The organism is Pseudomonas sp. FYR_2 (assembly GCF_043106425.1).
Lineage (GTDB): Bacteria > Pseudomonadota > Gammaproteobacteria > Pseudomonadales > Pseudomonadaceae > Aquipseudomonas > Aquipseudomonas monteilii.
Genome location: NZ_JBICMM010000044.1, coordinates 1 through 25,383, shown reverse-complemented (window position 1 = coordinate 25,383; position 25,383 = coordinate 1). Strand labels below are relative to the sequence as shown.

The following is a 25,383-nucleotide window of genomic DNA, read 5'->3' as shown; positions in this document are numbered from 1 at the left end:
CAGGTCAATGAAAAAAGAGGGCGATCAGCCGCGTCGGGCGTTGAACGCCAGCGGCAAACCTTGGCAGCCCTCGACCAGCCGGCCTTCATGCCAGGCCAGTTGCCCGGAAACCAAAGTCGTGGCCACGCGGTGCTGGAAACGGTGGTGCACGAACGGTGTCCACTGGCAGTGCGCCAAAACCGGGTCGAGGCTGACGGCACGGGGCTCAGGCAATCGTTCGATCAGCGTCAGGTCTGCCCAGTAGCCCTCACGCAGGTAGCCGCGCGCCTCGATGGCGAACAGGTCAGCGACGGCATGGCTGGTCTTGCGCACCAGCTGGGCAACCGTCAACACGCCCTCCTCCACCAGTTCGAAGAGCGCGGGCAGCGTATGCTGCACCAGCGGCAACCCTGATGGCGCCGACGCATAAGGGCGCTGCTTTTCCGCCAGGGTGTGGGGGGCGTGGTCGGTACCGATGACATCGATACGGTCGCACAGCAGTGCCTGGCGCAGCGCGTCACGGTCTTGCTGGGTCTTGATGGCAGGGTTGCATTTGATCAGGTGGCCGAGCCTGGCATAGTCGCGGTCGTCGAACAGCAGGTGATGCGCGCACACTTCGGCAGTGATCTGCTTGCCCTGCAAAGGCCCTGCTTCGAACAGCCTTAGCTCCTGAGCGGTGGTCAGGTGCAGCACGTGCAGACGGGTACCGAATTGCTTGGCAAGCTGCACCGCCAGGCTCGAAGAGCGCAGGCAGGCATCGGCATCTCGAATGATCGGGTGCATGGCTGGCGGGATGAAATCGCCGTAGCGCTCACGCATGCGCGCTTCGTTGGCCAGGATCGACGGGGTGTGCTCGCAGTGCGCCAGGAGGATGGTCGGCACGCTGGCGAACAGCCGTTCCAGCACCCGCGGGTCGTCCACCAGCATGTCGCCGGTGGAGGCGCCCATGAACACCTTCACCCCCGCCACTTCGCGCGGGTCGAGGGCCGCCACGGTATCGAGGTTGTCCTTGCTCACGCCAAAATGAAAACCGTAGTTGGCAACCGAGGTGCTGGCGGCGCGGGCTTTCTTGTCGTGCAGGGCGGCAAGATCCAGCGTGGCCGGGTTGGTGTTGGGCATGTCCATGAAGCTGGTGATACCGCCCGCCACTGCTGCGCGCGACTCACTGGCCATGGTGCCCTTGTGCGCAGCGCCAGGCTCACGAAAATGAACCTGGTCGTCGATCATGCCGGGGAGCAACCATTGGCCCCGGGCATCGATTTCGAGCGGCGCATTGACGCCCGCGATGCTGCGGCCGATTTTCTCGATACGGCCATGGGCGACCAGTACATCGGCCTCCTGTATGGCACCTTCATTGACCAGGCGGGCGTTGCGAATGATGACTTGACTCATGCGCCCACCTCGGCGGGGTTGCCCGTCACCACCACTTGATCACCCTGGATCGCGTTGTAGAAACAGCTGCGACGCCCTGTGTGACAGGCGACACCTGTCTGATCCACCAGCAACAACAGCGCGTCGCCATCGCAGTCCAGCCGCACGTCGTGTACATGCTGGACATGCCCCGAGCTTTCGCCTTTGCGCCACAGGCGTCCATGGGTACGCGACCAGTAGCAGGCCCGGCGGGTTTCGAGGGTTTCGAGCAGCGACTCTTCGTTCATCCAAGCCAACATCAGGACTTCGCCGCTGTCATGCTGCTGGGTGATGGCAGCGATCAACCCCTGGGCGTTCCAGGGTATGTGGCGAAGCACATCGGTCAAGGCGAAGCGGCTACCCGCCTCTGCCTGTTCAAGCGTAAGGAACATGGTTTGCAACCTGCCTAAAATGTTATGTTATAACACCTACAGCTTAGCAGATCACGCCGCTACTGTTCATCTTTTCGACTTACGCAGGTAACACGCCATGACAGGAACACGCCCGAGCGCGACCACCGAGACCTACGCCGACACCGAACTGGCATGCCTGGCCGGTGCCAAAGCGGCGCTTTACCGATGGGCCGCTACCGTGGCCACACGTGATGTGGATCAGGTGCTGGCACTGTATGCACCGGATGCGATCCTGGTCCCGACCCTGTCCAACCAGGTGCGCGATTGCGACGACAGCCGTCGCAACTATTTCGAGAACTTCCTCGCCAACGACGGGCTGGTCTGTGACATCCAGTTGTTCAAGAAGCGTGTCAGCCGCAAGCTGGGCACCGTGGTCGTCGGTGGTCAATACACGTTCGTCTACCGTGAAAACGGCGAGCAACGGGTGGTGCCGGCGCGCTTTCTGTTCACCTTCGAGCTGATCGACCAGCACTGGCTGATCACCGGCCACCATTCCTCCATCGAAGCATGAGCAACATGAACCACTTCCCGAGCTCAATGGGCAGTTTCCCGGCCACCCGTTTGCGCCGTAATCGCGCTCACGACTGGACGCGTCGGCTGGTGGCGGAAAACAGCCTGTCCCGCGATGACTTGATCTGGCCCGTGTTTCTCAAGGAAGGCTCAGGCACACGCGAGGCGATCAGTGCCATGCCGGGCCAGGTCCGGGTGAGCCTGACAGAACTGCCGGACCACGTGGGGCGGGCGGTCGAACTGGGCATCCCGGCCATCGCCCTGTTTCCCGCCACCCCGGTGCAGCGCAAGGACAGCGAGGGCACCCATGCCCTCGATCCGGACAACCTGATCTGCCGCGCCGCCAGGTTGCTCAAGGCTACGTTCCCCAAGCTTGGCCTGATCGGCGACGTGGCACTGGACCCCTACACCGACCATGGCCACGACGGCGTACTGCGCCAAGGCCGCGTGGCCAATGACGAGACCTTGCAGGTACTGGCGGCGCAAGCCGTGGTCCAGGCCCAGGCCGGCATCGACACCTTGGCACCTTCGGACATGATGGATGGCCGCATCGGCGCGCTCAGGTCCGCACTGGACCTGGCCGGTTTCAACGATGTGCGCCTGATATCCTACGCCGCGAAGTACGCCTCCGGTTTCTACGGCCCCTTCCGCGATGCGCTGGGCTCGGCGGCCGCGCTCAAAGGCGACAAGCGCACCTACCAGATGGACCCGGCCAACAGCGACGAGGCCCTGCGCGAAGTGGCGCTGGATCTGCAGGAAGGCGCCGACATGGTGATGGTCAAGCCCGGCATGCCTTACCTGGACATCATTCAACGGGTCAAGGCCACCTTTGCCGTACCGACGTTCGCCTATCAGGTCAGCGGTGAATACTCGATGCTCAAGGCCGCGATCGACCATGGCTGGCTGGACCCGGACACGGTCATTCTGGAGGCATTGATGGCGTTCAAGCGCGCCGGCTGCAACGGCATCCTGACCTACTTCGCTCTGGAGGCCGCCGCACGCTTGAAGCACGGCTGAGCGGCCGGGAGGACGCATTCACAGCAACCGTGTGAATGCGTCCCGGCGGGTTACAGCTTCATGTTGAGTGAAACGAACGCAGACCGGCCGGGTGCCGGAGAAAACATTGGCTGCTCTTCGCCAGCTGGCCACCAGAAATTGTCGTACCAGACGTATTCGTATTCGCGATCCGTCAGGTTCTTGACCTGCAGATCCACGCTTGTAGAAACACTGATCCGATAGCTGACGCTCGCATCCAGTACGGCAAAACCACCGTACTTGCCCGCTTCGTTGTTCGCATCGATGTAGTAGTCGCCTTGCGCGCGCGCCTGCATGCCGAAACGCCAATCATCGTTCATGCGATATTCTGCCCCCAGGTTACTGATGTAACGCGGCGTGGAAAATACTTCTTTGCCCTTGAGGGAGTTGTTGTTCGCGTCGTTACCCTTCATCACTTTGGCTTCCTGGATGGCGTGGGAGCCCCACACCGTCCATTGATCGTTCAAACGTGAGGTGAACTGCATGTCGATACCGCGACGCCGGGTTTCGCCCAGGCCAACGGTCGAATCGATGGCTGGCATGTTCGCTACCTCGTCGGTAGCGTCCTGCTGCCAAACGGCAACGCGTGCCTCGGTGCCCTCGAAAGGCCGGAATTTCACCCCCACTTCCTTGCCCGTGTTGATCGACGGGTCATAAGTACCGGCGCCATTGACCAGGTAAGCAGGGTTTGCATTGCCAGTCAGCACCTGGAACGTGCGCCCCCAGTTGGCGTAGACGTCGATATCGTCATTAACGCTATACACCACGCTGAGTTTGGGTTGCTCGATCCAGCCGTAGTCCTGCAGAGGCCCCTTGGCACTCGTGGTAACACCATTGTTGGTGCTTGAGATGTTGGTGTTGCCACTGAACTTGTCAACGCGCATCGCCGGGATGATCTTCAACGAGTCAATTGGCTGGATAACCGCCTGTACGTAACCACCCAGGTTACGAAGCGTGTAGTGGTCATCGTTTTGAACGCGCGCTGGCGGGCCATCGAAGTTGGTGGGTACGCTGAAGTTGAAGCGCCTGCGCTCGTACGCGTTATGCTGTTCTTCATAGTTGATGCCGCCATCGAGGGTCAGCATGTCATTCACCCGCCAGGTGAGATTGCTGAGCATCCCACGCTGCTGCTCATCCCAGAAACGACGCTGGCGCGGCCCGTTGCCAGGCTCGTAACTGGTAAACGTGATGGAGCGGTCATCGTTGTAGCTGTTGTAATACAACTTGCTGCTCAGGTTCAGATCGTCACGCAGTTGCCAGTCCATGTGCAGGCTCAGCTGTTTCATGTCTCGATCGCTGCGATCGTTGTCATTCTTGGCAGGTGAGTCGGTACGGCTGGCGTGCAACTCTTCGCGGGTGAGGAACCCGCCTTCGTCCGCTTGCTGGTGGTACAGACGTGCAATGGCACCTACACGGAAGTTTTGCTCGTCATTACTGAGGAACCACTTGCCACCCAGGGAATACTTGTTGGAGTTGCTGTGATCGCGTGAACCGTTGGTGTCCTGCTTGGCCAGCATGTAGTTCTGCGCAAAGTTACCTTCCTCGTGGCCGAGGGCGATTTGGACTTCACGGGTATTGAAGCTCCCGTAAGTCAGGCGGCTGTCTGCATAGTTGCCGCCCTGACGGGTCGCAAAGTTGATGTTGCCGCCGATGTTGTGCAGGCCGTAACGCGGATCGTTGGTGCCGCGCACCACCTCGATGTAATCGATCTCCAGCGGGAAAATCATGTCGATGAAACGCTGGTTGCCGCTGTTTACGTTACTCGGCACGCCATCGATCAGGGTTTTGATGCCGTTGACGTAACCCTCGCCATTGAAGGCCCGGAAAGTGGCCTTGCCCGACTCAGCCCCCTGCCCCGTCTCGGTCAGTTGAATGCCCGGCATCTGACCCAGTAGTTGCCAGCTATTCATCACGTTCTTGTCTTCCACCTGGTCACCGCCCATGACGTCGACTGAGGTGAGTACATTTTCCGTGCTTAGTGCCACGCCGGCTTTCTGCGTGATGTTCACTTCGCCAAGGGTGATGGTTGAGTTACCAGCCTGATCGGCGAGAAGGTCTGGGGTTACCAATGCCGTGACGACGGCAATGGAGGCCGAGGTGAATCTCATGGAAGCTCCTGAACTGCAGGGGTGAAGGTGCGGCTGATCGCGGGGTCAAGCGGTGACGCAGGTCTGAGACTGCGCCTTCCAGAAGCAACGTTATATCATGATGATATCGCTTCAAGATACTTTATAACATTCAGCAACAGACTGGCTCCGCAAATGGCGGAGCCCACGGCCTGTCTTGCCGGCAGTGAATGGCACTATCGGGAACGCATCCGCGCACAATGAGCCCCCTGTTCGAGGGCTCGCAGCACTGATCACACCTGCCCCTTGGCAGCGATCAGGCTGCCAGCCGGCGGTTGCTGGCGAAAATAGCCGTCCAGCCCGGCGAAGATCGCTTGCGCGACTTTGCGTTGATGCCGCGAATCATGCAGCCGACGACAATCTCCGGCATTGGAAATGAAGCCTGTCTCGACCAGGATCGAAGGCACGGCCGCCGACTTGAGCACGGCGAACCCTGCCTGCTCCACCCGCGCCTGATGCAGACCCGACACCTGGCCAAGCTGTGCGAGCACCTGATGACCGAGGTCCAGGCTGGTGGCAATCGTCGAACTCATCGACATGTCCAGCAGCACACCGGCGACCATCGGATCGTGCTGGCGCAGCTTGACCGGCAAACCACCACCGACCATGTCGGCATCGTTTTCACGCTGCGCCATCCAGCGAGCCATCGACGATGTGGCGCCCCCTTGCGACAAGGCGAACACCGACGCCCCCGACGCCGTGAGCCGCGGTGCGGCATCGGCGTGCACCGAAACGAACAAGTCGGCATTGAGCCGCTGAGCGAGTTCGGCGCGCTTGCGCAGCGGAATGAAGACATCGTCGCTGCGCACCAAGCGTGCCTTGTAGCCCTTCTGTGCATCGATGCGCTTGGCCAGCAACGTGGCGATCTGCAACGCCACGCGCTTTTCCTGCTCGCCCTTGGGCCCCACAGCGCCAGGGTCTTTGCCACCATGCCCGGCATCCACCACGATCAACAGGTCGCGCTGACGCGTCGAGGGCTTGACGGCTACCGGCGCAACGGACACCGCTGGTCCAGTGAGCACCAACTCCAGGCCATGCCCCCCGGGATTTAGCGAACGGACTTCGCTGCGCACCGCCGCGTCGGCCAGGTCCAGCACGATACGCAAGTCACCCGCCGCGGTAACGCCACTGCGCACGGCCGTGACCGCAGAACCTTGCAGGGCAAGCTCGTTCAGTGACGCCTGCAGGCTGGCCTGGGGAAGATCAATCACCAACCGCGGCGGCGCCGCGAGGCTGAAGTGCTTCGCGGCCACCGGCCCGGTCAGCTCCAGCGACACCTTGGTTATGCTGCCCGAACGGCTCAGCCGAATCCGTTTTACCGCCTGGCCTGCTTGCGCCGCGAAGGGCAGCGGCAATGCCAGGCAGGCGACCAATAGTTTCAGCACACGGCGTCGATCCATACGTACTCCAATTGACCTGCATACCAGCGAAGCCCCGGGCGATTTCGCTAGCCATTTTATTAATGTTACTTTATAACATCTCACGCCATGAACAAACATGAAGACTGCAAAGCGAGCGGAAGGAGACCTGCATGCAACTGACCAGCAATCAGCAACGTGTCCTGACGACGCTTCAGCAGGCCGCCAGGCCGCTCAGTGCCTACGCCATTCTGGACAGCCTGCGCAATGAGGGTTTCCGGGCGCCAACGCAGATTTACCGCGCCTTGGGCCACCTGACCGAGCAAGGGTTGATCCACCGCCTGGAATCGTTGAATGCCTATGTCAGTTGCGCCTGCCCAAGCCAGTGCGAAGCAGGTTTCAGAGCGTTCGCCATCTGCGATAGCTGCGGCCATGTCGATGAATTCAACGTCCCGCACCTGAACCAGGCCTTGGGGCACTGGATGACCCAGAACGTGTTTTCGCTGTGCAGCTCGACCATCGAGCTGCACGGTAAATGCGCCGCCTGTACTCGCCGTGATACCGGCGAGGACTGAGTAGAGCCGCACGCATGCACACTACCTACTACCGTGAGGCCACCTGATGAGCACCTCTAGCGCGATTGCCAATCAAGCCGCAAGGCTTCCCGTCACCGTGCTGTCCGGCTTCCTTGGGGCCGGCAAGACCACCCTGCTCAACCATATCCTGAACAACCGCGAAGGCCGGCGCGTCGCCGTGATCGTCAACGACATGAGCGACGTGAACATCGACGCCGCGCTGGTCCGTGATGGCGGCGCCGAGCTGTCGCGCACCGACGAAAAGCTGGTGGAAATGAGCAACGGCTGCATTTGCTGCACCTTGCGCGAAGACCTCCTGCTGGAAGTGGACCGCCTGGCCAAAGAGGGCCGCTTCGATCAACTGGTCATCGAGTCGACCGGCATCTCCGAGCCGCTGCCCGTAGCGGAAACCTTCACCTTCGAAGGTGAGGATGGCCGCAGCCTCAATGAAGTGGCACGCCTGGACACCATGGTCACCGTGGTCGATGCCTTCAACTTTCTGCGCGACTACAGCTCGCGCGACAGCCTGCAGGCCCGCGGTGAATCGCTGGGCGAGGAAGACGTGCGCACGGTGGTCGACCTGCTGATCGAGCAGATCGAGTTCTGCGACGTCATCGTGCTGAACAAGATCGACCTGGTCAGTGACGCAGAGCGCGAGCGCTTGATGGCCATCCTCAATACCCTCAATCCAAGGGCAAAAATCGAAATCGCCGAGTTCGGCAAGGTCGCGCTGAATCGCGTGCTGGACACCGGCCTGTTCGACTTCGACGAAGCCTCACGCGCGCCTGGCTGGTTGCAGGAAATGCGCGGCACCCACACCCCCGAAACCGAAGAGTACGGCATCGCCAGCTTCGTGTACCGCGCACGCCGGCCGTTCCACCCAGGCCGCTTCCACGCGCTGGTAGAAAGCGAATGGCCTGGGGTGGTGCGCTCCAAGGGCTACTTCTGGCTCGCCTGCGAGCCAGCCATGGCCGGCAACTGGTCCCAGGCCGGGGCCGTCGCGCGCCACGGCCCGGCAGGCTACTGGTGGGCGGCCGTTCCCGAGGAACATTGGCCGACCGACAGCGAATCAGTCCTGCACATCCGGTCGAAATGGCACGAAGGCGTGGGTGATGCCCGCCAGGAGCTGGTGCTGATCGGCATGGAAATGGACGAGGCTGCGCTGCGTGCACGCTTCGATGACTGCCTGCTGACCGATGATGAAATGGCCCAAGGGCCGGAAGCCTGGAAGCAGTTGGCCAACCCCTTCCCCGGCTGGAACTGATTGATACGCCTTGCTGCCACGCGCAAGGCTCCCACCACTGGATAGACATGATGAGCTCAGCATTACCCGACGTTTCCGTCACCGACCTGGCCCCTAGCCTCAGCCCACTGCAATGGGTCGGCATGCAAGGTATCGACCTGCCGGTTCGCATCGAAGAACCGACCTATCAGCGCGAGTTGCACGCCCGGGCGGATGTCCAGGTCGACCTGCCGGCACCGCACGTCAAAGGCATTCACATGTCCAGGCTGTATCGCCTGCTGGACGCCTGGGGCCAGGCGGGGTCGGTTTCGCCGGTTAACCTCTTTCACCTGTTACAAGAGATGATCGATAGCCATCAGGACTGTGAGAGCCGCAATGCCAGGTTGCGCCTGGATTTCGACCTGCTGGTTCGCCGCCCTGCGCTGGTGACCGAGGGCCTCTCCGGCTGGAAATCCTACCCCGTTCACCTGCTCGCCACGAAGGTGAGCGATGCGCTGAACCTGAGCGTCGAGGTCCGGATCGGCTACTCGTCAACCTGCCCGTGCTCGGCCGCCCTCTCCCGGCAATTGATCGAAGACGGTTTCCTGCAAACCTTCAAGGGCCAGCCGCTGCTCGAGGCCAGTGCCGTTGCGCAGTGGTTGCGCAGCAACGCTTCGCTGGCGACGCCGCACAGCCAACGCAGCGAAGCACGCGTGCGCGTCGCGGTGCCCGCAGATGCCCCGAATCTCGGGCTGTTGGCCCTGATCGACCAGGTCGAAGGCGCCCTGCGCACGCCGGTGCAGACCGCCGTGAAACGGGCCGACGAACAGGCGTTCGCGGCACTCAACGGGCAGAACCTGATGTTCGTCGAAGATGCTGCGCGGCGCATCCAGGCCAGCCTGCAGGGTTATCGCGACACTCAGGTGCACGTTCGCCACCTGGAAAGCCTGCACCCGCACGACGCCTCGGCCTGGTCAGCCCCGCAGGCCCCTGCGCATGACTGAGCCGATCTACCTGCACAACACGCTGACCCGGCGCAAGGAGGTGCTGCGCACCGAGCGGCCCGACCGGGTGACGATGTACGTCTGCGGCCCCACGGTCTACAACTACCCGCACATCGGCAATGCCCGCCCGGCCGTGGTGTTCGACCTGCTGGCCAGGCTGCTGCGCCACGACTATGCAGAGCTGGTGTACGCCCGCAACTTCACCGACGTCGACGACAAGATCAATGCCGCCGCAGCCGCGGCTGGCGTGCCCATTGCCAGCATCACCGACCGCTTCATCGAGGCCTACCACCAGGACATGGCTGCACTCGGGGTGGCCTCACCTGACCTGGAACCTCGCGTCACCGCGCACATGCCGCAGATCATCGAGCTGATCCAGGCCCTCATCGCGCGTGGCCATGCCTATGTGGCGCAAGGCCATGCGCTGTTCCACGTACCGTCCTACCCCGCCTATGGCGAACTCTCCGGGCGCAACACCAAGGACATGCTCGCCGGCGCCCGGGTGGAAGTCGCGCCCTACAAGCGCGATCCCTTGGACTTCGTGCTGTGGAAGCCGTCCACGGCCGACCAGCCCGGCTGGAGCAGTCCCTGGGGCAGAGGCCGGCCGGGCTGGCATGTGGAGTGCTCGGCGATGATCGGCCAGCACCTGGGCCATACCATCGACATCCATGGCGGCGGCCAGGACCTGATATTCCCACACCATGAGAACGAGATCGCCCAAGGCACCTGCGCCCACGGCACCTTGTACTGCCGCACCTGGGTGCACAACAGCTTCATCACCGTGGATGGGCAGAAGATGTCCAAATCGCTGGGCAACGTGCTGCTGGTGCGCGACCTGCTGAGCCAAGCGCCTGGCGAGGCGATCCGACTGGCGCTGCTGTCCACCCACTACCGCCGCCCGATGGACTGGAACGCCCAGCGCCTGAGCGCGGCAGTGCAGACACTCACTCGCTTCTACACCAGCCTGGCGCGCTGCGAGGCATTGCCCTGCGCTGCCGATGTAAAGCCAGATGAGCAATTGCTCCACGCCCTGAGAAACGATCTGGGCATCGCCGAAGCCCTGGCTCGCCTGAATGTGCTACGCCAAGCGCTCGATGACGCCAGCGATGATGCCGCCCGGGCATTGGCCAAGGCCCGGTTGGTGAAGTCGGCCGCACTGCTCGGCCTGTTGCAGCAAGCACCACTGGCCGCACTGCAAGCCTTGCAACCGCACATCGACGCGCCACCACCACAAGCCGCGTTGCACGCTTTGCTCGAGGCCCGCGAAACCGCGCGCAAGGCCCGTGACTTCGCCACCGCCGACAGGCTGCGCAGCGAACTGCAAGCGGCCGGCTTCACCGCCGAGGACACCGCACAAGGATCGAGGCTGCGCGCCCTCGTGCAGACGACCAGCGCCCGCGCCAACCCAGGTGACCCATGCTGATCCGCAAACTGTTCAAATTCGAAAACGCCCACATCGTGCGGGGCTGCAGCACCCGACGCTGCTCCCACTCGATCCACGGGCACTCCTACAAGGTCGAGCTGATCCTCCACGCCGATGCGCTGGACAATGGCCAGATGATCTACGACTTCGGTCTGCTCAAGGGCGATATCAGGGACCTGATCGACGCTTTCGACCATGCCGTCGCACTCTGGTCTGGTGATGACCCCGACTACCTGGCATCGGTTCGTCGCCATTCGGAACGCTGGGTGCTGATTCCGGTTTCGCCCAGCGCCGAGCAGTTCTCGCGCCTGTTCTTCTGCCTGGTCGATGCAGCGCTGTCACAGGCCGAAATGCGCAATGGCGAGGCCGAGGTCAGCCTGCATTCAGTCATCGTGCACGAAACCGAGACCGGCTACGCCCAGTGCTTCCGAGCGGATGCGCAGAACCCGCGAATGGGCCTGATCGACCTGCACAGCATCGAATTTTCGCCCGCCATCACCCAAGCCTGGGCAAACCCGGGCTTGTTCGAACAACTGAAGTCTCACCCCCGCCATGCTGCAGACCGAGCTGCAAGGGTTGGATAGACCCATCCCGACCACGCTATTGACCACCCGAGCCTGAAAAATGCCAGAACAACCCCTATCCCAAGCCGTATCAGTGACCTTGCCCGATGGGGCGCTGCGTCACTTCGACAGCCCTGTCAGCGTCCTCGACGTCGCCCGCGCAATCGGCCCAGGCCTTGCCCGCAGCACCGTTGCCGGCAAGCTCGACGGGCGCCTGGTCGATGCCTGCGAAATCATCGACCACGATGTGAGCCTGCAGATCATCACCCCCAAAGATGAAGAAGGTCTGGAGATCATCCGCCACTCCTGTGCGCACCTGCTTGGCCACGCGCTGAAGCAGCTGTTCCCCACCGCGCAAATGGTGATCGGCCCGGTAGTCCGCGATGGCTTCTACTACGATGTCGCCTATGAGAGGCCGTTCACCCCGGCCGACCTGGAAGCCATCGAGGCACGCATGCGCGAGCTGATCGCCCAGGACTACGACGTGGTCAAGCGTATGCTCAGCCGTGAAGAAACCATTGAGGTGTTCAAAGCCCGCAACGAAAACTACAAGTTGCGCCTGATCGACGACCTGCCGCAGGCGACCCAACTGGGCCTGTACTTCCACCAGGAATACGTCGACATGTGCCGTGGCCCGCATGTGCCGAACACCCGCCTGCTCAAGGCCTTCAAACTCACCAAGCTGGCGGGTGCCTACTGGCGTGGTGATGCACAGAACGAGCAACTGCAACGCATCTATGGCACCGCCTGGGCCGATGCCAAGCAACTGGCGGAGCATCTGCGCGGGATCGAAGAAGCGGAGAAGCGCGATCATCGCAAACTCGGCCGCGAGCTCGACCTGTTCCACTTCGAAGACGATGCCCCTGGCGCGGTGTTCTGGCATCCACGGGGCTGGGCGGTGTTCCAATCGCTGATCGCCTACATGCGCCGACGCCAGGACGACGCCGGCTACATCGAAGTCAACACGCCAGATGTGATGGACCGCAGCCTGTGGGAGATTTCCGGCCACTGGCACAACTACCGCGACAACATGTTCACCACCGAAACCGAGGATGGCCGGGCACTGGCGCTCAAACCGATGAACTGCCCCGGCGGTACGCTGCTGTACAAGCACGGCCTGAAGAGCTACCGCGACCTACCGATCCGCATGGGCGAGTTCGGCAAGGTGCACCGCTACGAACCCTCGGGCGCACTGCACGGGCTGCTGCGGGTGCGCCATTTTACCCAGGATGATGCGCACATCTTCTGCACCCCGCAGCAGATGGACCAGGAATGCCAGTCGGTGGTAGCCCTGGTGCTCGACATCTATCGCCAGTTCGGCTTCGAGGATGTACGCATCAAGCTGTCCACTCGGCCAAACAACCGCATGGGCGACGATGACACCTGGGACCTGCTGGAAGGCTCGCTGATCACCGCCTTACAGCACATGCAGCTGGCCTACCAGGTCAGCCCTGGCGAAGGCGCGTTCTATGGGCCGAAGCTCGAGTTCGTGCTGCGCGACGCCATTGGCCGGGACTGGCAATGCGGCACCCTGCAGGTAGACATGAACCTGCCGGCACGCTTTGGCCTGGAATATGTCGACGAGGACGGCCAGCGCCAGCGCCCAGTGATGCTGCACCGCGCCTTGTTCGGCTCGCTGGAGCGCTTCACCGGCATCCTGCTCGAACACCATGCCGGCAAGCTGCCGAGCTGGCTATCGCCGGTGCAGGTGGTGGTGTCGTCGATCACCCAGCAATACGCGGGTTATGCCCAGGACGTCACGAAGCTGCTGCATAGTGTCGGCTTGCGGGCCGAGGTCGATACCCGCAATGAGAAGATCGGCTACAAGGTGCGCGAGCAAACCCTGCAGCGAATCCCGTTCCTGCTGATTGCCGGTGCCAAGGAACAGGCAGAAGGGACTATTGCCATTCGCAACCGCGACGGAAAGGATCTAGGCACCTTCGAAGTGAAAGCGGCCCTCGACATGCTGATGCAGCAATGCGAAGCGCCGGATGCGGCTGAACGCCGACAGGCGATCGAGCAACTGTGGGCGGGCTTATCGCCTGCCAAGCACTCGACTACCGCTTGACCCCGCCTTGAAACACGCCTCTGGAAGGCAGCACGCCGTGCGGTCCTCCAGAGTGCGCTGACGCGTTACCCCTGCTTGTCCAGCCAGCCGCTTACGGCTTGCCACCAAACCCGGAAAAGCGCTTGTTGAAGTTGGCGATGCGCCCTTCGGTGGTGGCCTGTCGCTGCTGGCCGGTATACACCGGGTGCGAGGCACTCGACACGTCAAGCTGCACGTACGGATAAGTCTTGCCATCGGTGTGCTGGTAGGTGCGGTCGGATTCGGCTGTCGAGCCGATGAGGAAGAACACGTTCGCCGAGGTGTCGTGGAACAGCACAGGACGATAGTTAGGGTGGATGCCAGGCTTCATGAACAACTCCTTTAAGTTACACAATAACATTACACACTTAACGCGAATAATTTTCAACTGCAATTTTAGTGTGCGCTCTGGCGTTACGTTATTACATCAAATATCATGCGCGCCCCTCTTGATGAAATTTTCTTCATCAAGGTTCAGTTGTCTGGCCTGAAGCAAGAAAGGTCGCGCTCTAGAAAGGCATTTCATGTTGTCTGTCAAGAAGCCCCGCTTGAAGCTGCTCGCAGCGTTGTTATTGGCCTCCAGTGCAGTCTGCACAGCGCATGCCGCGACTCCGGACCGTGTATTCGATGTGGTCGCCCCATTCGAGATCGTGGGCCTCGATCCGTCCGTGTCCGGCTTCATCTTCCAGCGCATGCAGATCACCGAGACCTTGCTGGAGGCCGATGCCAAGGGCCAACCGCTGCCCGCGCTGGCCGAAAAATGGCAAGTCTCTGATGACGGGAAAACCTGGAAGCTGTCCATCCGTCAAGGCGTCAAGTTCCATGACGGCAGCGACCTCAGCGCCGCCGTGGCGGCCCATGCACTCAACGTCGCGCGCAACAAACCGGGCATCCTGCGCAACGCCAACATCGATTCGGTCAGTGCCCAGGGGCGCGATGTGGTCATCACCCTGAAGCAGCCCTTCGCCCCGCTGCCAGCGCTGCTGGCGCACTCGTCGACCAGCATCCTTGCCGCCAGCGCCTACGACGCCAACGACAACGTGCTCAAGGTCATCGGCACCGGGCCATACCAGACCACCTTGGTAGAGCCCCCTCAGCGCCTGGCCGCAGAACGCTTCGAGGGTTACTGGGGAACCAAGCCAAGCATCGAGAAGACCACCTACCTGGGCGCAGGCCGTGGCGAAACCCGTACCGGCCATGGGCACTCGGGCGCTCGCACAGGTTGTTTGCCGGGTCGCTGCGCAGTGGCAAACGGGCCGCGGCGATCATGAGCCTGATCCAGTCGGCGCGCATGAATGGGCATGATCCGTATGCCTATTTCAAAGATGTGCTGACGCGGCTGCCGACGCAACGGGCCAGTGAGATCGGGCAGCTGCTGCCGCATCAGTGGGTGCCAGCCTGACTTACGCAAGGTGAGTTGGGCGGACGCTTACCATGACACCTCCTATTTGGGCCTCATTATGAGGCTTGGAGGTGTTTACGAAACCAGGGGCGATTCAGTTGATTTCAGTTTTACTCAGCACTTGTAGTCGTTAAAACGCACTAGATTTACCGACCAAACAATCTTCGCTCTTGTGCCCAGACGATCGCTTCACCCCGGCTGTGGACGTCAAGCTTGGAATACACTGTGGCCACGTGGTTGCGCACGGTGTTCAGTGCTAGGTTCAACCGCGCCGCGATCTCCTTGTCGGCAAGACCTTCGCAGATAAGCGCCAACACGTCGCGCTCTCGGCGAGTGAGGTCGCTGAACGACGTATCCGGCAAACGGCCAGTATTGATGCGTTTGGCATTGGCTAACTTCTCTATCAGCGTTTGGCTGAACCAAGACGCATCCTGCATCACCGTCTCAATCGCCTCGACCAACTCCAGCTCTGAACGCTTGCGCTCGGTAATGTCCATTAGAACCAGCAGATAGCAGGGAGTGTCCTGTAGGCTGACGCTGTCGGCTTGCAGGACACAGTCGAGTCGCTCGTCGCTTTTTTTGCGCAGTTTTAGGTCAAGCCCGTCGATACGGCCTGTCTTTTCTAGTACGTCGAATATCTGCGACGTCACTCGCCGATCGACCATGAAATCGATTTCAGCCACTGTTTTGCCTAGCAGTTCCTGTGCGGTGTATCCCAGAGTGTCGAGAAAGGCTTCGTTGGCATCGATCAATTGCTGCCTGTCAGCGCTGCACAATAAGGTAGGCACGGGGCTCAGGCGAAACGCCTTCGCAAAGCGTTCTTCGCTCTGCCGCAGGGCATTTTCCGCCTTGCGCCTGGGCTCAAGGTCGGTGAATGAGAACAACATGCAGTCTTCCTCATGCATGTCCAGTGGTTGTCCGGCTACAATAACCAGCTTCGTGCCACCTTCCGGCAAGCGCAATTCAGCCTGCATCTGCGGGATGGTTGCACCTTCTATGAGACGCTCGATCGCCAACTCCTTGCGCTCGGCGTTTTCCAGCACATCCACTTCATAGACAGACCTGCCGATGACGTTCTCCCGCACATGGCCGGTCATCTCCAGAAAACCTTGATTGACTTTGATAAAGCGCAGGTCGCTAAGCCGGCAGATAACCGCAGGGGCCGGGTTGGCATTGAAGGTTTTTTCGAAGCGCTGTTCGGCGCTGGCCCATTCAGTGGCATCGGCGATGATCAGCACCAGCGATTCAGCATCGCCCTTGCTGTCCGCCAGCACCATGCTGCGCACCCGGTGTACCCGGCTGCGCGCTTCCTCATCGCCAACGGGCCTAACCTCAACCACCACGTCGCTGAACACTTCCCCAGCAGCCACACGAGCAATTGGGTACTGCTCGGCTTCAAGCGGGTGGTTGTTGCGGTAGCGCAGGGCGAAACGCTCGCGATAAGCCTCAGCGTTGCTACCCAGTAGCTCCAGGCTGTCGACGTCATGCATGCGCAGGGCCGCTTCGTTCGCCCAGATGATGGATTGGTCGACTTCCAGCAGGATCACACCATCGGACAATCCGGCGATGATCTGCTGAAGTTGGCGGCGGTTGGTCTCTCGGGTGAGCACGGCGTCGCTCATGGCGGTTCTCCATCGCGCATGTACGTTTTACCTGGAGCTTAATCGCTGCAGGCATGCCAAGGGTGGTGCGGATGCACTAATCGATCAGGTGCAGATGCGCCAATACAGCCTTGCATGAGACCTGCAAACTGGCCCTGACGTTGCACCAGAGGTATCCGTTGCTGGTGCTTCCCGTCTCAACTCTCGAGGATGCATAGATGACTGAATCGTATGTGACCGCCCCAGCCAACGCTGCCAGCACGCTGCGGGTATCGTGGAGCGCCGTGTTTGCAGGTGGCGCCATCGCCTTGGCCAGCTATCTGATACTCAGTGTGCTGGGAACGGCCATCGGCGCCGGAATCGTGGACCCCATAGCTGAAGGCAATCCCTTACGCGGCTTCGGTACGGGCGCGGGCGTGTGGTTGTTTATCAGTACGGTGCTCTCGGTGGCAGCCGGTGCTTGGGTGGCTGGCCGTACCGCCCCAACCCGCGGGGGCCTGCATGGTCTGTTGAGTTGGACAGTGACCACGCTAGTGGCTACCTGGCTGCTGGCTTCTTTAGCCGGCAGCGTGGTCGGCACCGCTGGCAACATTGCCGGCAAAGGCCTGTCGCTTGCAGCCGACGGGGTAGCGGCAGCCGCGCCTGCTGTAGGCCAAGGCATTAAGGAACAGCTGAATAAGCAGGGTATCTCGCTTGACTGGGACAGCATGGAAGCAGAGTTGAATAAAACGCTGGAGCAGACCGGCAAGGCTGAACTGAACCCTTCGACGTTGGAGCAAGAGGCCGATCAGGTTCAGGCCCAAGGCGAGTCTGCAGGCCAGGTAGCAGCCGAAAACCCGACCCTGGCGATCGATCAGCTCAAGCAGTGGTTCGAGCGGGTACGCAAGGCGGGTGAGCCTGCCCTGAGCGCGGCAGACAAGGAAGCCTTGGTCAACATCGTCGCTGCGCGTACCGGAAAGAGCCAGCAAGAGGCCGAGCAAGTGGTCGATAACTACGCCCGTGCCTATCAACAGGCCGCTGGACAGGTGAAGACACTGAAAGAGCAGGCAGAGCAGCAGGCACGTGAAGCTGCTCAGGTCGCTACCAGCAACGTATCGAAAGCCGCCTGGGGCACCTTGGCAACGCTGTTGATCGGTGCCGCCTTGAGCTTTGCGGTAGGCCGCTTCGCCTTGTCGTCACGCAAGATCCGTGTCATCGCTGAGTGACACGCGTTTCAACCGATGCACGTACGTTTCACCCAACCCACGCTTCACTGATCGTCGTCGAAGGAGAAAACCATGAGCAGCACTTCGGATAAGGTAAAAGGCATGGCCAACGAGGCTGTTGGCAAGGTCAAACAAGCCATAGGCAAGGCCACAGGAGACACTGAACTGGAGTTGAAAGGCAAACTGCAGGAGAAAAAAGGCGAAGTGCAGCAGGTAGTCGGTGATGTCAAGGATGCGGTCAACAAGGATTAACCTAGCCACCTGGTAGAAATGAACGGTCGTCTTAGGGCGACCGTTCATTCATGGCGATCTTTGCTGATCTTTTGCAGGACAAAGAAGCGTAGAGCGGTTCAGCTCCTGCTTGCCGCCCCCCAAGCTCAACGCCCAGGGAGCATGCGTGTGAGGGTGTTGTCCTTGATCAAGTAGTGATGCGCCAGACCTGCGCAGGCATGGAGTCCAATCAACGCGTAGCCAGCATTCCCAATGAGTTCATGCCAGTCCTTCAGTGTCCTGGCCAAAGCGGGATCGACAGGAAGCGGCGAAGGCAGACTTATACCCCAATACGGCAGGGGCTTACCGGCAGCGCTCAGCATCATCCAGGCCAACAAGGGGGTCACAATCATCAAACCGTACAAGGCCAGGTGTGTGACGCTAGCCACTGCCGTCTGCCAGGTAGGCGGTTTTGGCAAGATGGGAGGACGTGGGCTAAGCCGACCCATCAAGCGCACCCAAACCAACACGAATACGGCGATACCCATCAGCGCATGAAATCCGAGCAATGGGCCCTTAAGCACGTTGCCTCTTGGCAATGCCCCGCGCAGTTCGATACAGGCATAGATACCGATGAATAAGACGACCATGCTCCAGTGCATGATGATGGATAGGCGACCATAACGGTCGGAAGTTGAATCGTGCTTCATATCCACGACCTCGAAAAATTAGAGGGGTATCCGTTGCCATAAAGCGTGAAGCCATTCCCGGCAACTGGATAGCCTCAAGTTGCCAGCCCAAGCTTAAGGAAGCCTGAAGTCGTCAGCATTAATTACAGCTGCAGGTAACCTGCACGATCTCGAAAGCGTGTGCCCGACGGACTCAATCGATTGGAAGGAGCAAGGTGGCGGCTAGCCCCCCGCTTGCTCGGTTATCCAAACGCACCTGCCCGCCTAGACGATCGATAATCGTTGCAACTATAGAGAGCCCAAGGCCGGCCCCATTGGGGCTATTGCGGCTGTAGAAGCGCTCGAACACGCGAGAGAGGCTCGCCTCATCGATACCCGGCCCCTCATCTTCGACCACCAGCGCAAAAGCGTTGTCCAGACGCCTGAGTGACACGGTAATGCGGCCTGCTGGCGGTGAATGCTCAACCGCATTGGATACTAGGTTCTGCAGCGCGATACCTAGCGCGCCGGCATCGATCGCCAGGTGATGGTCGCCTTCGCCGATGTCCAGCGAGGGCTCCAGGCCGCGATCCAGTATCCACGGGGTCAGATCGGCCAGGGTATCGGTGACGACCTCGGCCAAATCGACTCGGGTATTGGCGCGCTGTCCCAGCCTGGGTTCGACGCGGGCCAGTGTCAGCAGTTGGTTGACCACTCGGGTCAGCCGGTCGACCCCGCCCATCAGAAAACCCAGTGCCTTTTGCCGCTCGGCATCGTTGCTGGCTTCAAGCGCGTTCTGTGCGTGCAGGCGCAGGACCGCCAAGGGGGTACGCATTTCGTGGGCAGCGTCGGCAATGAACCGATGCTCACGCCGCAGCAGGTCCTCAATTTGCGCCAACAAGCGATTGATAGCCGCCTGCATGGGTTCAAGCTCGGAGGGCAGCGGTACCAGCTGAAGAGGCTCCAGCGAGTCGGCGTGACGCCCGCGGATGACATTGGCCATGTTCTGCAACGGCCGCAGTCCCCAGCCAATCGCAGCCCAGACCAGCAGCGCCAAGGCCAGGCTGCCGAGCAGGAACGGAAACAAGGTGTGACGAACAATCCGGTCGATCAGGTCGTAGCGCACATCATCCCGCTCACCGACCCAGATCACCCAGTGATGCTCCGGTACTGGCAAGACAAAACCCCGCCATTGTTGGCCACTCGTTGAAAAGTCGTAGAAACCGGGAGCAGTCGGTGGAGGGTCGATGGTCGGCGCACTGGGTGTGTGCACGAGCAAGCCAGCGCCATCCTGCCAAACCTGGAAGGCCAATTTGCTTTCGTAAGGGTGGCCCACCTGATGTCGTCCGGCCTTACCCAGCGCCTCATTGAACGCCCGATAGAGCGCCTCGCGCGATCCTTCCTGCACCGGCATGCTCATGACACCCTGTAGCAGGCGCGCATTCTGGGCCAGGTGGGCGTCATACACTTCGTTAATTTCGCGGCGACTGTCATGGTAGTTGTAGAGCGCGAGCAGACCTGTGCCAAGCATCAGCAACAGCATCACTCGCCAGAGTGTGCGCTGGCGCAGCGAGCTCATACCTTGGCCTCGACCAGATAGCCGATACCACGCACCGTCCGAATCAAACCGTTGAACAATTTTTTGCGCAGGTGATAGATGTTTACCTCCAGCGTATTGCTCTCGGGTTCTTCGTCCCAGCCATACAGCAGCTGGGTCAGGCGCTCACGGGTGAAGACCTTGCCCGGTTGCGCCAACAGTTCGTGCAACAGCACATACTCCTTCGGGGTCAGCACCACTTCGACACCGTTGTAGTGCACTTGCTGGGTGGCCGGGTCGAGGCTGACGCCGGCATGCTCGATCAATACCTTGGCGCGCCCGGCGCTGCGCCGCAGCAACGCCCGCAGGCGCGCCTTCAACTCGTTGAGGTCGAACGGCTTCACCAGATAATCGTCGGCACCGGCATCCAGGCCAGTGATGCGATCGTCGAGGGCGTCTCGTGCGGTGAGAATCAGCACCGGCAGGCTGTCGCCGCCGGCGCGTAAACGCAGCAGTAGTTCAATCCCATCCATACGGGGCAACCCCAGATCCAGAATCAGCAGATCAAAGGTTTCATGCTGCAACGCATGCAAGCCACTGACACCGTCGCGCAACCAGTCGAGGGTGTAGCCCTCCTGACGCAAGCCGTCGCAGATCCCTTCACCCAATGCGATGTCGTCCTCAACCAACAGCAGCCGCATGTTCAGTCCTGTTTGTCCTTGATCGCCTTCATTAAAGCATCGATATCGGCACGCCGGCCTTGGTCTGCCAATTCACGCCCAGGCCGGGCTGGGGCCTGCAAGGCTTTCTGCAGGGCTGCAGTAGCCTCAGGGTAATGCTTTTGTCGGTACAGATGATCGGCCCAGAAGTAGTTGCTGTCGATACCGTTGGGGTTGATTTGCAGCGCTTTGCGCAGCAAAGCGTCCGCTTTGTCGGCATCGCCGAACCCGATCGGCCAGCCCGGCACTTGGTCGTAGAGCGTGCCAAGGCTGGTGTAGGCCGACCCCTGCAGTGCGTTGGGGTCCAGTTTCATGGCCTGTTCCAGGCTGGTCTTCGCCGCTTTGACCTTGCCCAGTGCCCCCAGACCGCCAACGGCGCCCGCCCAGCTGCTGTTGATGATGCCGTCCCAGATCAGAGGCTCCGGTGTACCAGGGTACTGGTGAACGAAAGCCGCCGCGTCAGCAGAGAGCTTTTCAAAAGCATCGGCCCGTTTGTCCTTGGGCAATTGATACTGGATCTGCGCCCAGCGCTGCTGGAGCTCGCTCAAGTGCTGGGTGCCGGCCTGGTCCAGTGCCCAGGTGAAGGGGGCGAATGCCAACAAGCTGGCGACGAACAGACGATTCATTTGATCGACTCCTTGGAATGGCTACCGATGTAGCGACGAATGACCGGCAGTTGCTTGCGCAACGCGCGATCGACCACGCCTGGTAGCATGCCGTTAATACGCACGAAGAGTTTTTCCGGCCACCCCAGATACAGCTCACTGCGCTCGGACTGCACGGCTTCGAGCACTGCACGGGCGACATCGGCCGGGTCGTCCATGCCGACTTTCAGCGCCTGATTGAGCGCCGTCGCAGCGCTGCTGTTCATGGTGGTGCGGGTCGCCCGGGGGGCGGCATACAGAACATTGACCGTGGTGTCGGCCAACTCACGCCGCAATGCTTCGGAGAAACCCCGCAAGGCGAACTTGCTGGCGCAATAGGTGGCATAGCCGGGATACCCGATCGAGCCATAGGTGGACCCGACATTGACCACCAGCGCCTTGGGCTGAGCGCGTAGCAATGGAAGACAGGCGCGTGTCAGTTGCAGCGGCGCCTTCAAATTGATATCCAGCAGTTCGTCGAGTGCGTGTTCGCCCAACTGATCGAGCAAGGCGAAGCGGTTCACGCCAGCGGCGTTGATCAGCACGTTGACTGTGCCCATCTCGCGGGCGCGGGCGATGACCTGGTCGCGCCCCGCTTGGCTGCGCAGGTCCGCTTCTTGCCAGCGCAGGCGATCAGGATACCGATTCATCAAACCGGCCAGCTTGCCCATGTGCCGACTGACAGCCAGCACCTGGGCGCCAGCTGCGCACAATTGTTCGGCCAGCTCAAGGCCAATGCCCCCACTGGCGCCGGTGAGGATAACCACAGATTCAGGCAAGCGCATGGCGCACCTCTGGCTGGTCTGCACGCGGCAAGCCCTGGAACATTTCGGTGTACAAGCGATAGACGACCTTCGCTGCATGGATGACGGCCTGTTGATCCGCGGCATCGTCGAGGCGGTCCATCAACTGCTTGTAGGTCACCATGTGGTCCTGATCGAGCGCACCATGGGAACTGAGGTAGCTGAACGCCTGATCAGGCAGGGCAAGGGTGCTCTGGATGGTACCCGCCGCCTGAGTGGCCAGCGCGATGCTGGTGCCTTCGAGCACATTGACCATGCCGAACAACCCGACGGGGTTGCCGCGAGCGATCAGGTCATAGAGGTAGGCGACCATCAGCTCGATCGACAATGCCGGGCGACCATCACGTACCGCCTCCCAGTTGCCGCCGCACGCGTTGACATCGTTGAGGATCCATTGCTCATGGCCGTATTCCTCGTCGATATACTCGCATACCGCGCCACGCAGCCACTCCAGCCGTGACGGCAAACGTGCGCCACAGGCCATCATCAGTGGAACGGTGTGGCGAACGTGGTGGTAGGCCTGGCTCAGGAAAGCGACATAGCTGTCCAGGCTGACCTGACCAGACAAGGCTTCACGGATCACAGGCACGGCGAACAACGCCTGACGCTCTTGAGCTGTTTCTATTTGCAGGGTGTCGAAAAAAGACATGGGAACCTCACAACGAGATGTCGGATAACAGGGTGTGGTAACGCTGCAAGATCGCCTCGCGTCGCGGGCGGCCGTTGGCAGTCAAGGTTTCGTCACGGGTGCTAAGCGGGGCTAGCAAACGGCGCCAGATGTGCACTCGGGCGTAATCGGGCAGCTTCGCGTTGCACTGCTGCACGGCTTGCTCGATGGCCTCATCGCTGGCGCTGGGATCCAGCGGCCAGAGCAGTGCCAAGTTGTGCGGCAAGGCCTCTCCATGAACAAAGGCCTGGGCAATGACACCGCTCTGAGTGAGTTCGGCCTCTACCCACTCGGGGTTGACGTTGCGCCCGAAGCTGGTGATGAACTGGTGTTTCTTGCGCCCGTCGAGGAACAGATAACCTTCTTCGTCGAGGTGGCCCAGGTCGCCCGTCGCCCACCATTGCTGGGTGAGCGGGGCCTCCTCCAGGTAGCCAAGCAATGTCGAGCCAGCCACCAGCACCTCGCCGTCCTCGGCAATACGCACTTGCACATGGGGCAATGGCTTGCCGACGCTGCCGTGGCGTACAGCACCGGGGCGATTCAGTGCGACCACGGAGGCGCACTCCGACAGGCCGTAGCCTTCGAACACCGGCAGCCCGACCGCCTCGGCCCTGGCTAGCAGGCTTGGGGATACCCGTGCACCGCCCACCGCCACGAACCGCAACGGGCCAACGCGCATCAGGCCGCGCTCGATGGCCGTGACCAGCCCCATCAGCAACTGCGGTACGAGGATCAGGCTCTGCGCACCACTGAGGGCAATGGCGCCCAGCAGTCGCTTGAAGTCCACCTGGCTTGCGCCCCCCATGCCCAGCTGATGCTGCGGATAAAGCTGTACGCAGGCCCCCGCCATCAGTGCGGCATAGACGCCGAGATTCTCCAGCAATACGCCCAAAGGCAGCACAGCCAGGTACTGCTGCGGTTCAGTGGGCCGGCTTGCCGCCTCCAATTCCCGTGCTACCCGCAGCATGGCGTCAGCGTTCAGGCAGACCCCTTTAGGGTGCCCGGTGCTGCCAGAGGTGTAGGTCACCTTGGCGGTACCATCAGGCAAGGGTGCGCTGACCGACCGCTCGCGCACCCAGAACTCACCTTCCAGAACAAACCCCTCACTGACCAGTCGCGGCTCCCACTGCGTCGTGCAAAGCACGGTTGAAGCACCACTCTGGGCAATGCAGTGATCAAACTGCGTCGCACTGAAGAACGACGGCACGATCACGCAGGGGCGTTCAGCGAACAGGGCGGCCAGGTCCCAGAACAGCAGATTAGGGCCGTTATCCAGGGCCAGCACCAACGCTCCAGCAGGTTGTCGGTGCAGAGCATGGGCTCGCAGTCCCACTTCACCGAGTAACTGCCGGTATGTGTAGCTGTGAGCATCACCTTTCACCGCCACGGCACCGGCGTGATCGCGGGCGAACGACATCAGCAGCTCTTGAAACCGCTCCAGTTCACGCGGCATGGCCAGTCTCCTCGGCGAGCACTGGGAAACCCAGCCTTTGGAACACGCCGGCTCGGGTCAGGGCGTCGAAGCCATAGCCGATGTTTCCGGCGAATACCTGGGGACGTTGCTCGTAGTAGGTTCCCCACTGGTCCATCTGTCCCACCAGACGGTCGGGATCGGCCGAGGCCAACACGGTGGGGGTCAACCCTAGTCGTTGAAAACTGTTGATCAATGTCGCCGCCCCAGTGAACGTGACCCACTCAAGGCCACGGTTGGCCAACAACCACGTCACCGCGATGATCATGATGCGAGCACTGCCAGCGCTGAGGGAGGCCAGGTTTCCAACTTCGACGATGCAGGTGCGATCCAATGAAATGCCCGCAACTTGAGAAACGGCGGTTTCCAATGAGACGTCCAGGTACCGTTCGAGAAATACGGGACCCTGGCTGGCCGGGCGCATGCCGGCCGCGGCGATCAGGCGGCCGTGGCTGTCATGCAATGCCAAGAGTTCTGGTAGGTAATGCTGCACATTCGCTTGATGCACGGCGGCAAAGCACGCGTGGATGAATTGCTCGAGATCCTCACGTGAAGCATCTCCCTCCAGATGAAGCGAAAGCTGCGCGCGGTGGTCGGCATGGCTACCGATTGGTAGCGGGAGCAGGCTGCTCCATTGAGACTCGGTCATGAAACTCCCCCCAATTGGGTTCGACAGGGGGATTATCGGGGTCGAATCTGAATAGAATCTGAAGTGACATTTTCGACTTTAGGTAAATTCGGCCTGACGGCTA

The 25,383-nt window shown here is 61.1% G+C and carries 25 protein-coding genes and 1 pseudogene; 12 read left to right on the top strand and 14 right to left on the bottom strand.

Annotated elements, in window-relative coordinates; genetic code table 11:
- Positions 1–24: 24 nt before the first annotated feature.
- Both ACF8R4_RS18845 and hisI read right to left on the bottom strand, forming a co-directional pair.
- The gene (locus tag ACF8R4_RS18845; RefSeq protein WP_060501302.1) at positions 25–1,371 is read right to left on the bottom strand and encodes a dihydroorotase; all 1,347 of its coding nucleotides are present in this window, start codon (positions 1,369–1,371) and stop codon (positions 25–27) included.
- Complete coding sequence (gene hisI, locus ACF8R4_RS18840) at positions 1,368–1,781, bottom strand: phosphoribosyl-AMP cyclohydrolase (protein WP_060501304.1); 414 nt, start codon at positions 1,779–1,781, stop codon at positions 1,368–1,370. The genes ACF8R4_RS18845 and hisI overlap by 4 nt, the downstream gene beginning before the upstream one ends.
- Positions 1,782–1,878: 97 nt before the next feature.
- Here hisI and ACF8R4_RS18835 point away from each other — a divergent pair, with 97 nt between their 5' ends.
- Together ACF8R4_RS18835 and hemB are read left to right on the top strand one after the other, a co-directional pair.
- The gene (locus ACF8R4_RS18835; RefSeq protein WP_060501307.1) at positions 1,879–2,313 is read left to right on the top strand and encodes a DUF4440 domain-containing protein; all 435 of its coding nucleotides are present in this window, start codon (positions 1,879–1,881) and stop codon (positions 2,311–2,313) included.
- Between the two features lie 5 nt (positions 2,314–2,318).
- Positions 2,319–3,329: a porphobilinogen synthase gene (gene hemB / locus ACF8R4_RS18830; RefSeq protein WP_392493160.1), complete on the top strand. Its 1,011-nt coding sequence runs from the start codon at positions 2,319–2,321 to the stop codon at positions 3,327–3,329.
- A gap of 50 nt (positions 3,330–3,379) precedes the next feature.
- Here the strand turns inward: hemB and ACF8R4_RS18825 are convergent, their stop codons facing one another.
- Together ACF8R4_RS18825 and ACF8R4_RS18820 are read right to left on the bottom strand one after the other, a co-directional pair.
- Complete coding sequence (locus ACF8R4_RS18825) at positions 3,380–5,455, bottom strand: TonB-dependent receptor (protein ID WP_392493158.1); 2,076 nt, start codon at positions 5,453–5,455, stop codon at positions 3,380–3,382.
- Positions 5,456–5,706: 251 nt separating this feature from the next.
- Positions 5,707–6,873, bottom strand: a complete 1,167-nt coding sequence (locus ACF8R4_RS18820) for an N-acetylmuramoyl-L-alanine amidase (protein WP_392493156.1) — start codon at positions 6,871–6,873, stop codon at positions 5,707–5,709.
- 131 nt (positions 6,874–7,004) lie between these two features.
- On the opposite strand from ACF8R4_RS18820, the gene ACF8R4_RS18815 reads away from it, so the two are divergent.
- Genes ACF8R4_RS18815 through thrS form a run of 6 tightly spaced genes read left to right on the top strand, consistent with a single transcriptional unit; the run spans position 7,005 to position 13,686 of the window.
- Positions 7,005–7,406: a Fur family transcriptional regulator gene (locus ACF8R4_RS18815; protein ID WP_060501315.1), complete on the top strand. Its 402-nt coding sequence runs from the start codon at positions 7,005–7,007 to the stop codon at positions 7,404–7,406.
- 46 nt (positions 7,407–7,452) lie between these two features.
- The gene (gene zigA / locus ACF8R4_RS18810; RefSeq protein WP_104834857.1) at positions 7,453–8,670 is read left to right on the top strand and encodes a zinc metallochaperone GTPase ZigA; all 1,218 of its coding nucleotides are present in this window, start codon (positions 7,453–7,455) and stop codon (positions 8,668–8,670) included.
- A gap of 50 nt (positions 8,671–8,720) precedes the next feature.
- Positions 8,721–9,632: a GTP cyclohydrolase FolE2 gene (gene folE2, locus ACF8R4_RS18805; protein WP_060501319.1), complete on the top strand. Its 912-nt coding sequence runs from the start codon at positions 8,721–8,723 to the stop codon at positions 9,630–9,632.
- A complete protein-coding gene (gene cysS, locus ACF8R4_RS18800; protein ID WP_104834858.1) occupies positions 9,625–11,055 on the top strand; it encodes a cysteine--tRNA ligase in 1,431 nt (476 codons plus the stop codon). The genes folE2 and cysS overlap by 8 nt, the downstream gene beginning before the upstream one ends.
- Entirely contained in the window at positions 11,049–11,639 is a 591-nt protein-coding gene (locus ACF8R4_RS18795; protein ID WP_392493153.1) for a 6-pyruvoyl tetrahydropterin synthase family protein, read from the top strand. Before cysS ends, ACF8R4_RS18795 begins: the two co-directional genes overlap by 7 nt.
- A gap of 40 nt (positions 11,640–11,679) precedes the next feature.
- The gene (gene thrS, locus ACF8R4_RS18790) at positions 11,680–13,686 is read left to right on the top strand and encodes a threonine--tRNA ligase (RefSeq protein WP_060501325.1); all 2,007 of its coding nucleotides are present in this window, start codon (positions 11,680–11,682) and stop codon (positions 13,684–13,686) included.
- Positions 13,687–13,777: 91 nt separating this feature from the next.
- On the opposite strand, the gene ACF8R4_RS18785 is transcribed toward thrS, so the two are convergent.
- Positions 13,778–14,035, bottom strand: a complete 258-nt coding sequence (locus tag ACF8R4_RS18785; RefSeq protein ID WP_060501327.1) for a type B 50S ribosomal protein L31 — start codon at positions 14,033–14,035, stop codon at positions 13,778–13,780.
- 193 nt (positions 14,036–14,228) lie between these two features.
- Between ACF8R4_RS18785 and ACF8R4_RS18780 the strand changes: the two genes are divergently transcribed.
- Both ACF8R4_RS18780 and ACF8R4_RS18775 read left to right on the top strand, forming a co-directional pair.
- The gene (locus tag ACF8R4_RS18780; RefSeq protein WP_156866709.1) at positions 14,229–14,975 is read left to right on the top strand and encodes an ABC transporter substrate-binding protein; all 747 of its coding nucleotides are present in this window, start codon (positions 14,229–14,231) and stop codon (positions 14,973–14,975) included.
- Positions 14,888–15,106 (top strand): annotated as a pseudogene (locus ACF8R4_RS18775) (transposase domain-containing protein); the annotation flags it as partial. The gene ACF8R4_RS18780 and the pseudogene ACF8R4_RS18775, both read left to right, overlap by 88 nt.
- A gap of 146 nt (positions 15,107–15,252) precedes the next feature.
- Here ACF8R4_RS18775 and ACF8R4_RS18770 read toward each other — a convergent pair.
- Complete coding sequence (locus tag ACF8R4_RS18770; protein WP_060501331.1) at positions 15,253–16,728, bottom strand: PAS domain S-box protein; 1,476 nt, start codon at positions 16,726–16,728, stop codon at positions 15,253–15,255.
- Positions 16,729–16,925: 197 nt separating this feature from the next.
- Here ACF8R4_RS18770 and ACF8R4_RS18765 point away from each other — a divergent pair, with 197 nt between their 5' ends.
- Together ACF8R4_RS18765 and ACF8R4_RS18760 are read left to right on the top strand one after the other, a co-directional pair.
- On the top strand, positions 16,926–17,912 hold the full coding sequence (locus tag ACF8R4_RS18765; RefSeq protein ID WP_104834863.1) for a hypothetical protein: 987 nt from the start codon (positions 16,926–16,928) through the stop codon (positions 17,910–17,912).
- 72 nt (positions 17,913–17,984) lie between these two features.
- Complete coding sequence (locus ACF8R4_RS18760; protein ID WP_392493150.1) at positions 17,985–18,164, top strand: CsbD family protein; 180 nt, start codon at positions 17,985–17,987, stop codon at positions 18,162–18,164.
- A 125-nt stretch (positions 18,165–18,289) separates the two neighbouring features.
- Here ACF8R4_RS18760 and ACF8R4_RS18755 read toward each other — a convergent pair whose 3' ends face one another.
- The 8 genes from ACF8R4_RS18755 to ACF8R4_RS18720 form a co-directional block, all read right to left on the bottom strand.
- Positions 18,290–18,832, bottom strand: coding sequence for a cytochrome b (locus ACF8R4_RS18755; RefSeq protein WP_186723058.1), 543 nt, complete (start codon positions 18,830–18,832; stop codon positions 18,290–18,292).
- Between the two features lie 172 nt (positions 18,833–19,004).
- Complete coding sequence (locus tag ACF8R4_RS18750) at positions 19,005–20,369, bottom strand: ATP-binding protein (protein ID WP_186723057.1); 1,365 nt, start codon at positions 20,367–20,369, stop codon at positions 19,005–19,007.
- A complete protein-coding gene (locus ACF8R4_RS18745; protein WP_060501341.1) occupies positions 20,366–21,028 on the bottom strand; it encodes a response regulator in 663 nt (220 codons plus the stop codon). The genes ACF8R4_RS18750 and ACF8R4_RS18745 overlap by 4 nt, the downstream gene beginning before the upstream one ends.
- 2 nt (positions 21,029–21,030) lie before the next feature.
- On the bottom strand, positions 21,031–21,672 hold the full coding sequence (locus ACF8R4_RS18740) for a hypothetical protein (RefSeq protein ID WP_186723056.1): 642 nt from the start codon (positions 21,670–21,672) through the stop codon (positions 21,031–21,033).
- Positions 21,669–22,475 carry an SDR family oxidoreductase gene (locus tag ACF8R4_RS18735; protein WP_186723055.1) on the bottom strand — a complete coding sequence of 269 codons (807 nt, stop codon included), beginning with the start codon at positions 22,473–22,475 and terminating at the stop codon, positions 21,669–21,671. Before ACF8R4_RS18735 ends, ACF8R4_RS18740 begins: the two co-directional genes overlap by 4 nt.
- Positions 22,462–23,142: a TenA family transcriptional regulator gene (locus tag ACF8R4_RS18730; protein ID WP_392493147.1), complete on the bottom strand. Its 681-nt coding sequence runs from the start codon at positions 23,140–23,142 to the stop codon at positions 22,462–22,464. The genes ACF8R4_RS18735 and ACF8R4_RS18730 overlap by 14 nt, the downstream gene beginning before the upstream one ends.
- Before the next feature lie 7 nt (positions 23,143–23,149).
- Positions 23,150–24,613, bottom strand: a complete 1,464-nt coding sequence (locus ACF8R4_RS18725) for an AMP-binding protein (RefSeq protein WP_060501349.1) — start codon at positions 24,611–24,613, stop codon at positions 23,150–23,152.
- Positions 24,603–25,280, bottom strand: a complete 678-nt coding sequence (locus ACF8R4_RS18720) for a thermostable hemolysin (RefSeq protein WP_104834869.1) — start codon at positions 25,278–25,280, stop codon at positions 24,603–24,605. The genes ACF8R4_RS18725 and ACF8R4_RS18720 overlap by 11 nt, the downstream gene beginning before the upstream one ends.
- Between the last annotated feature and the right edge of the window lie 103 nt (positions 25,281–25,383).

Coding starts and splice junctions, on each gene's coding strand:
- ACF8R4_RS18845 (WP_060501302.1), bottom strand. CDS start 1,371: ATGAGTCAAGTCATCATTCGCAACGCCCGCCTGGTCAATGAAGGTGCC.
- hisI (WP_060501304.1), bottom strand. CDS start 1,781: ATGTTCCTTACGCTTGAACAGGCAGAGGCGGGTAGCCGCTTCGCCTTG.
- ACF8R4_RS18835 (WP_060501307.1), top strand. CDS start 1,879: ATGACAGGAACACGCCCGAGCGCGACCACCGAGACCTACGCCGACACC.
- hemB (WP_392493160.1), top strand. CDS start 2,319: ATGAACCACTTCCCGAGCTCAATGGGCAGTTTCCCGGCCACCCGTTTG.
- ACF8R4_RS18825 (WP_392493158.1), bottom strand. CDS start 5,455: ATGAGATTCACCTCGGCCTCCATTGCCGTCGTCACGGCATTGGTAACC.
- ACF8R4_RS18820 (WP_392493156.1), bottom strand. CDS start 6,873: ATGGATCGACGCCGTGTGCTGAAACTATTGGTCGCCTGCCTGGCATTG.
- ACF8R4_RS18815 (WP_060501315.1), top strand. CDS start 7,005: ATGCAACTGACCAGCAATCAGCAACGTGTCCTGACGACGCTTCAGCAG.
- zigA (WP_104834857.1), top strand. CDS start 7,453: ATGAGCACCTCTAGCGCGATTGCCAATCAAGCCGCAAGGCTTCCCGTC.
- folE2 (WP_060501319.1), top strand. CDS start 8,721: ATGAGCTCAGCATTACCCGACGTTTCCGTCACCGACCTGGCCCCTAGC.
- cysS (WP_104834858.1), top strand. CDS start 9,625: ATGACTGAGCCGATCTACCTGCACAACACGCTGACCCGGCGCAAGGAG.
- ACF8R4_RS18795 (WP_392493153.1), top strand. CDS start 11,049: ATGCTGATCCGCAAACTGTTCAAATTCGAAAACGCCCACATCGTGCGG.
- thrS (WP_060501325.1), top strand. CDS start 11,680: ATGCCAGAACAACCCCTATCCCAAGCCGTATCAGTGACCTTGCCCGAT.
- ACF8R4_RS18785 (WP_060501327.1), bottom strand. CDS start 14,035: ATGAAGCCTGGCATCCACCCTAACTATCGTCCTGTGCTGTTCCACGAC.
- ACF8R4_RS18780 (WP_156866709.1), top strand. CDS start 14,229: ATGTTGTCTGTCAAGAAGCCCCGCTTGAAGCTGCTCGCAGCGTTGTTA.
- ACF8R4_RS18770 (WP_060501331.1), bottom strand. CDS start 16,728: ATGAGCGACGCCGTGCTCACCCGAGAGACCAACCGCCGCCAACTTCAG.
- ACF8R4_RS18765 (WP_104834863.1), top strand. CDS start 16,926: ATGACTGAATCGTATGTGACCGCCCCAGCCAACGCTGCCAGCACGCTG.
- ACF8R4_RS18760 (WP_392493150.1), top strand. CDS start 17,985: ATGAGCAGCACTTCGGATAAGGTAAAAGGCATGGCCAACGAGGCTGTT.
- ACF8R4_RS18755 (WP_186723058.1), bottom strand. CDS start 18,832: ATGAAGCACGATTCAACTTCCGACCGTTATGGTCGCCTATCCATCATC.
- ACF8R4_RS18750 (WP_186723057.1), bottom strand. CDS start 20,369: ATGAGCTCGCTGCGCCAGCGCACACTCTGGCGAGTGATGCTGTTGCTG.
- ACF8R4_RS18745 (WP_060501341.1), bottom strand. CDS start 21,028: ATGCGGCTGCTGTTGGTTGAGGACGACATCGCATTGGGTGAAGGGATC.
- ACF8R4_RS18740 (WP_186723056.1), bottom strand. CDS start 21,672: ATGAATCGTCTGTTCGTCGCCAGCTTGTTGGCATTCGCCCCCTTCACC.
- ACF8R4_RS18735 (WP_186723055.1), bottom strand. CDS start 22,475: ATGCGCTTGCCTGAATCTGTGGTTATCCTCACCGGCGCCAGTGGGGGC.
- ACF8R4_RS18730 (WP_392493147.1), bottom strand. CDS start 23,142: ATGTCTTTTTTCGACACCCTGCAAATAGAAACAGCTCAAGAGCGTCAG.
- ACF8R4_RS18725 (WP_060501349.1), bottom strand. CDS start 24,613: ATGCCGCGTGAACTGGAGCGGTTTCAAGAGCTGCTGATGTCGTTCGCC.
- ACF8R4_RS18720 (WP_104834869.1), bottom strand. CDS start 25,280: ATGACCGAGTCTCAATGGAGCAGCCTGCTCCCGCTACCAATCGGTAGC.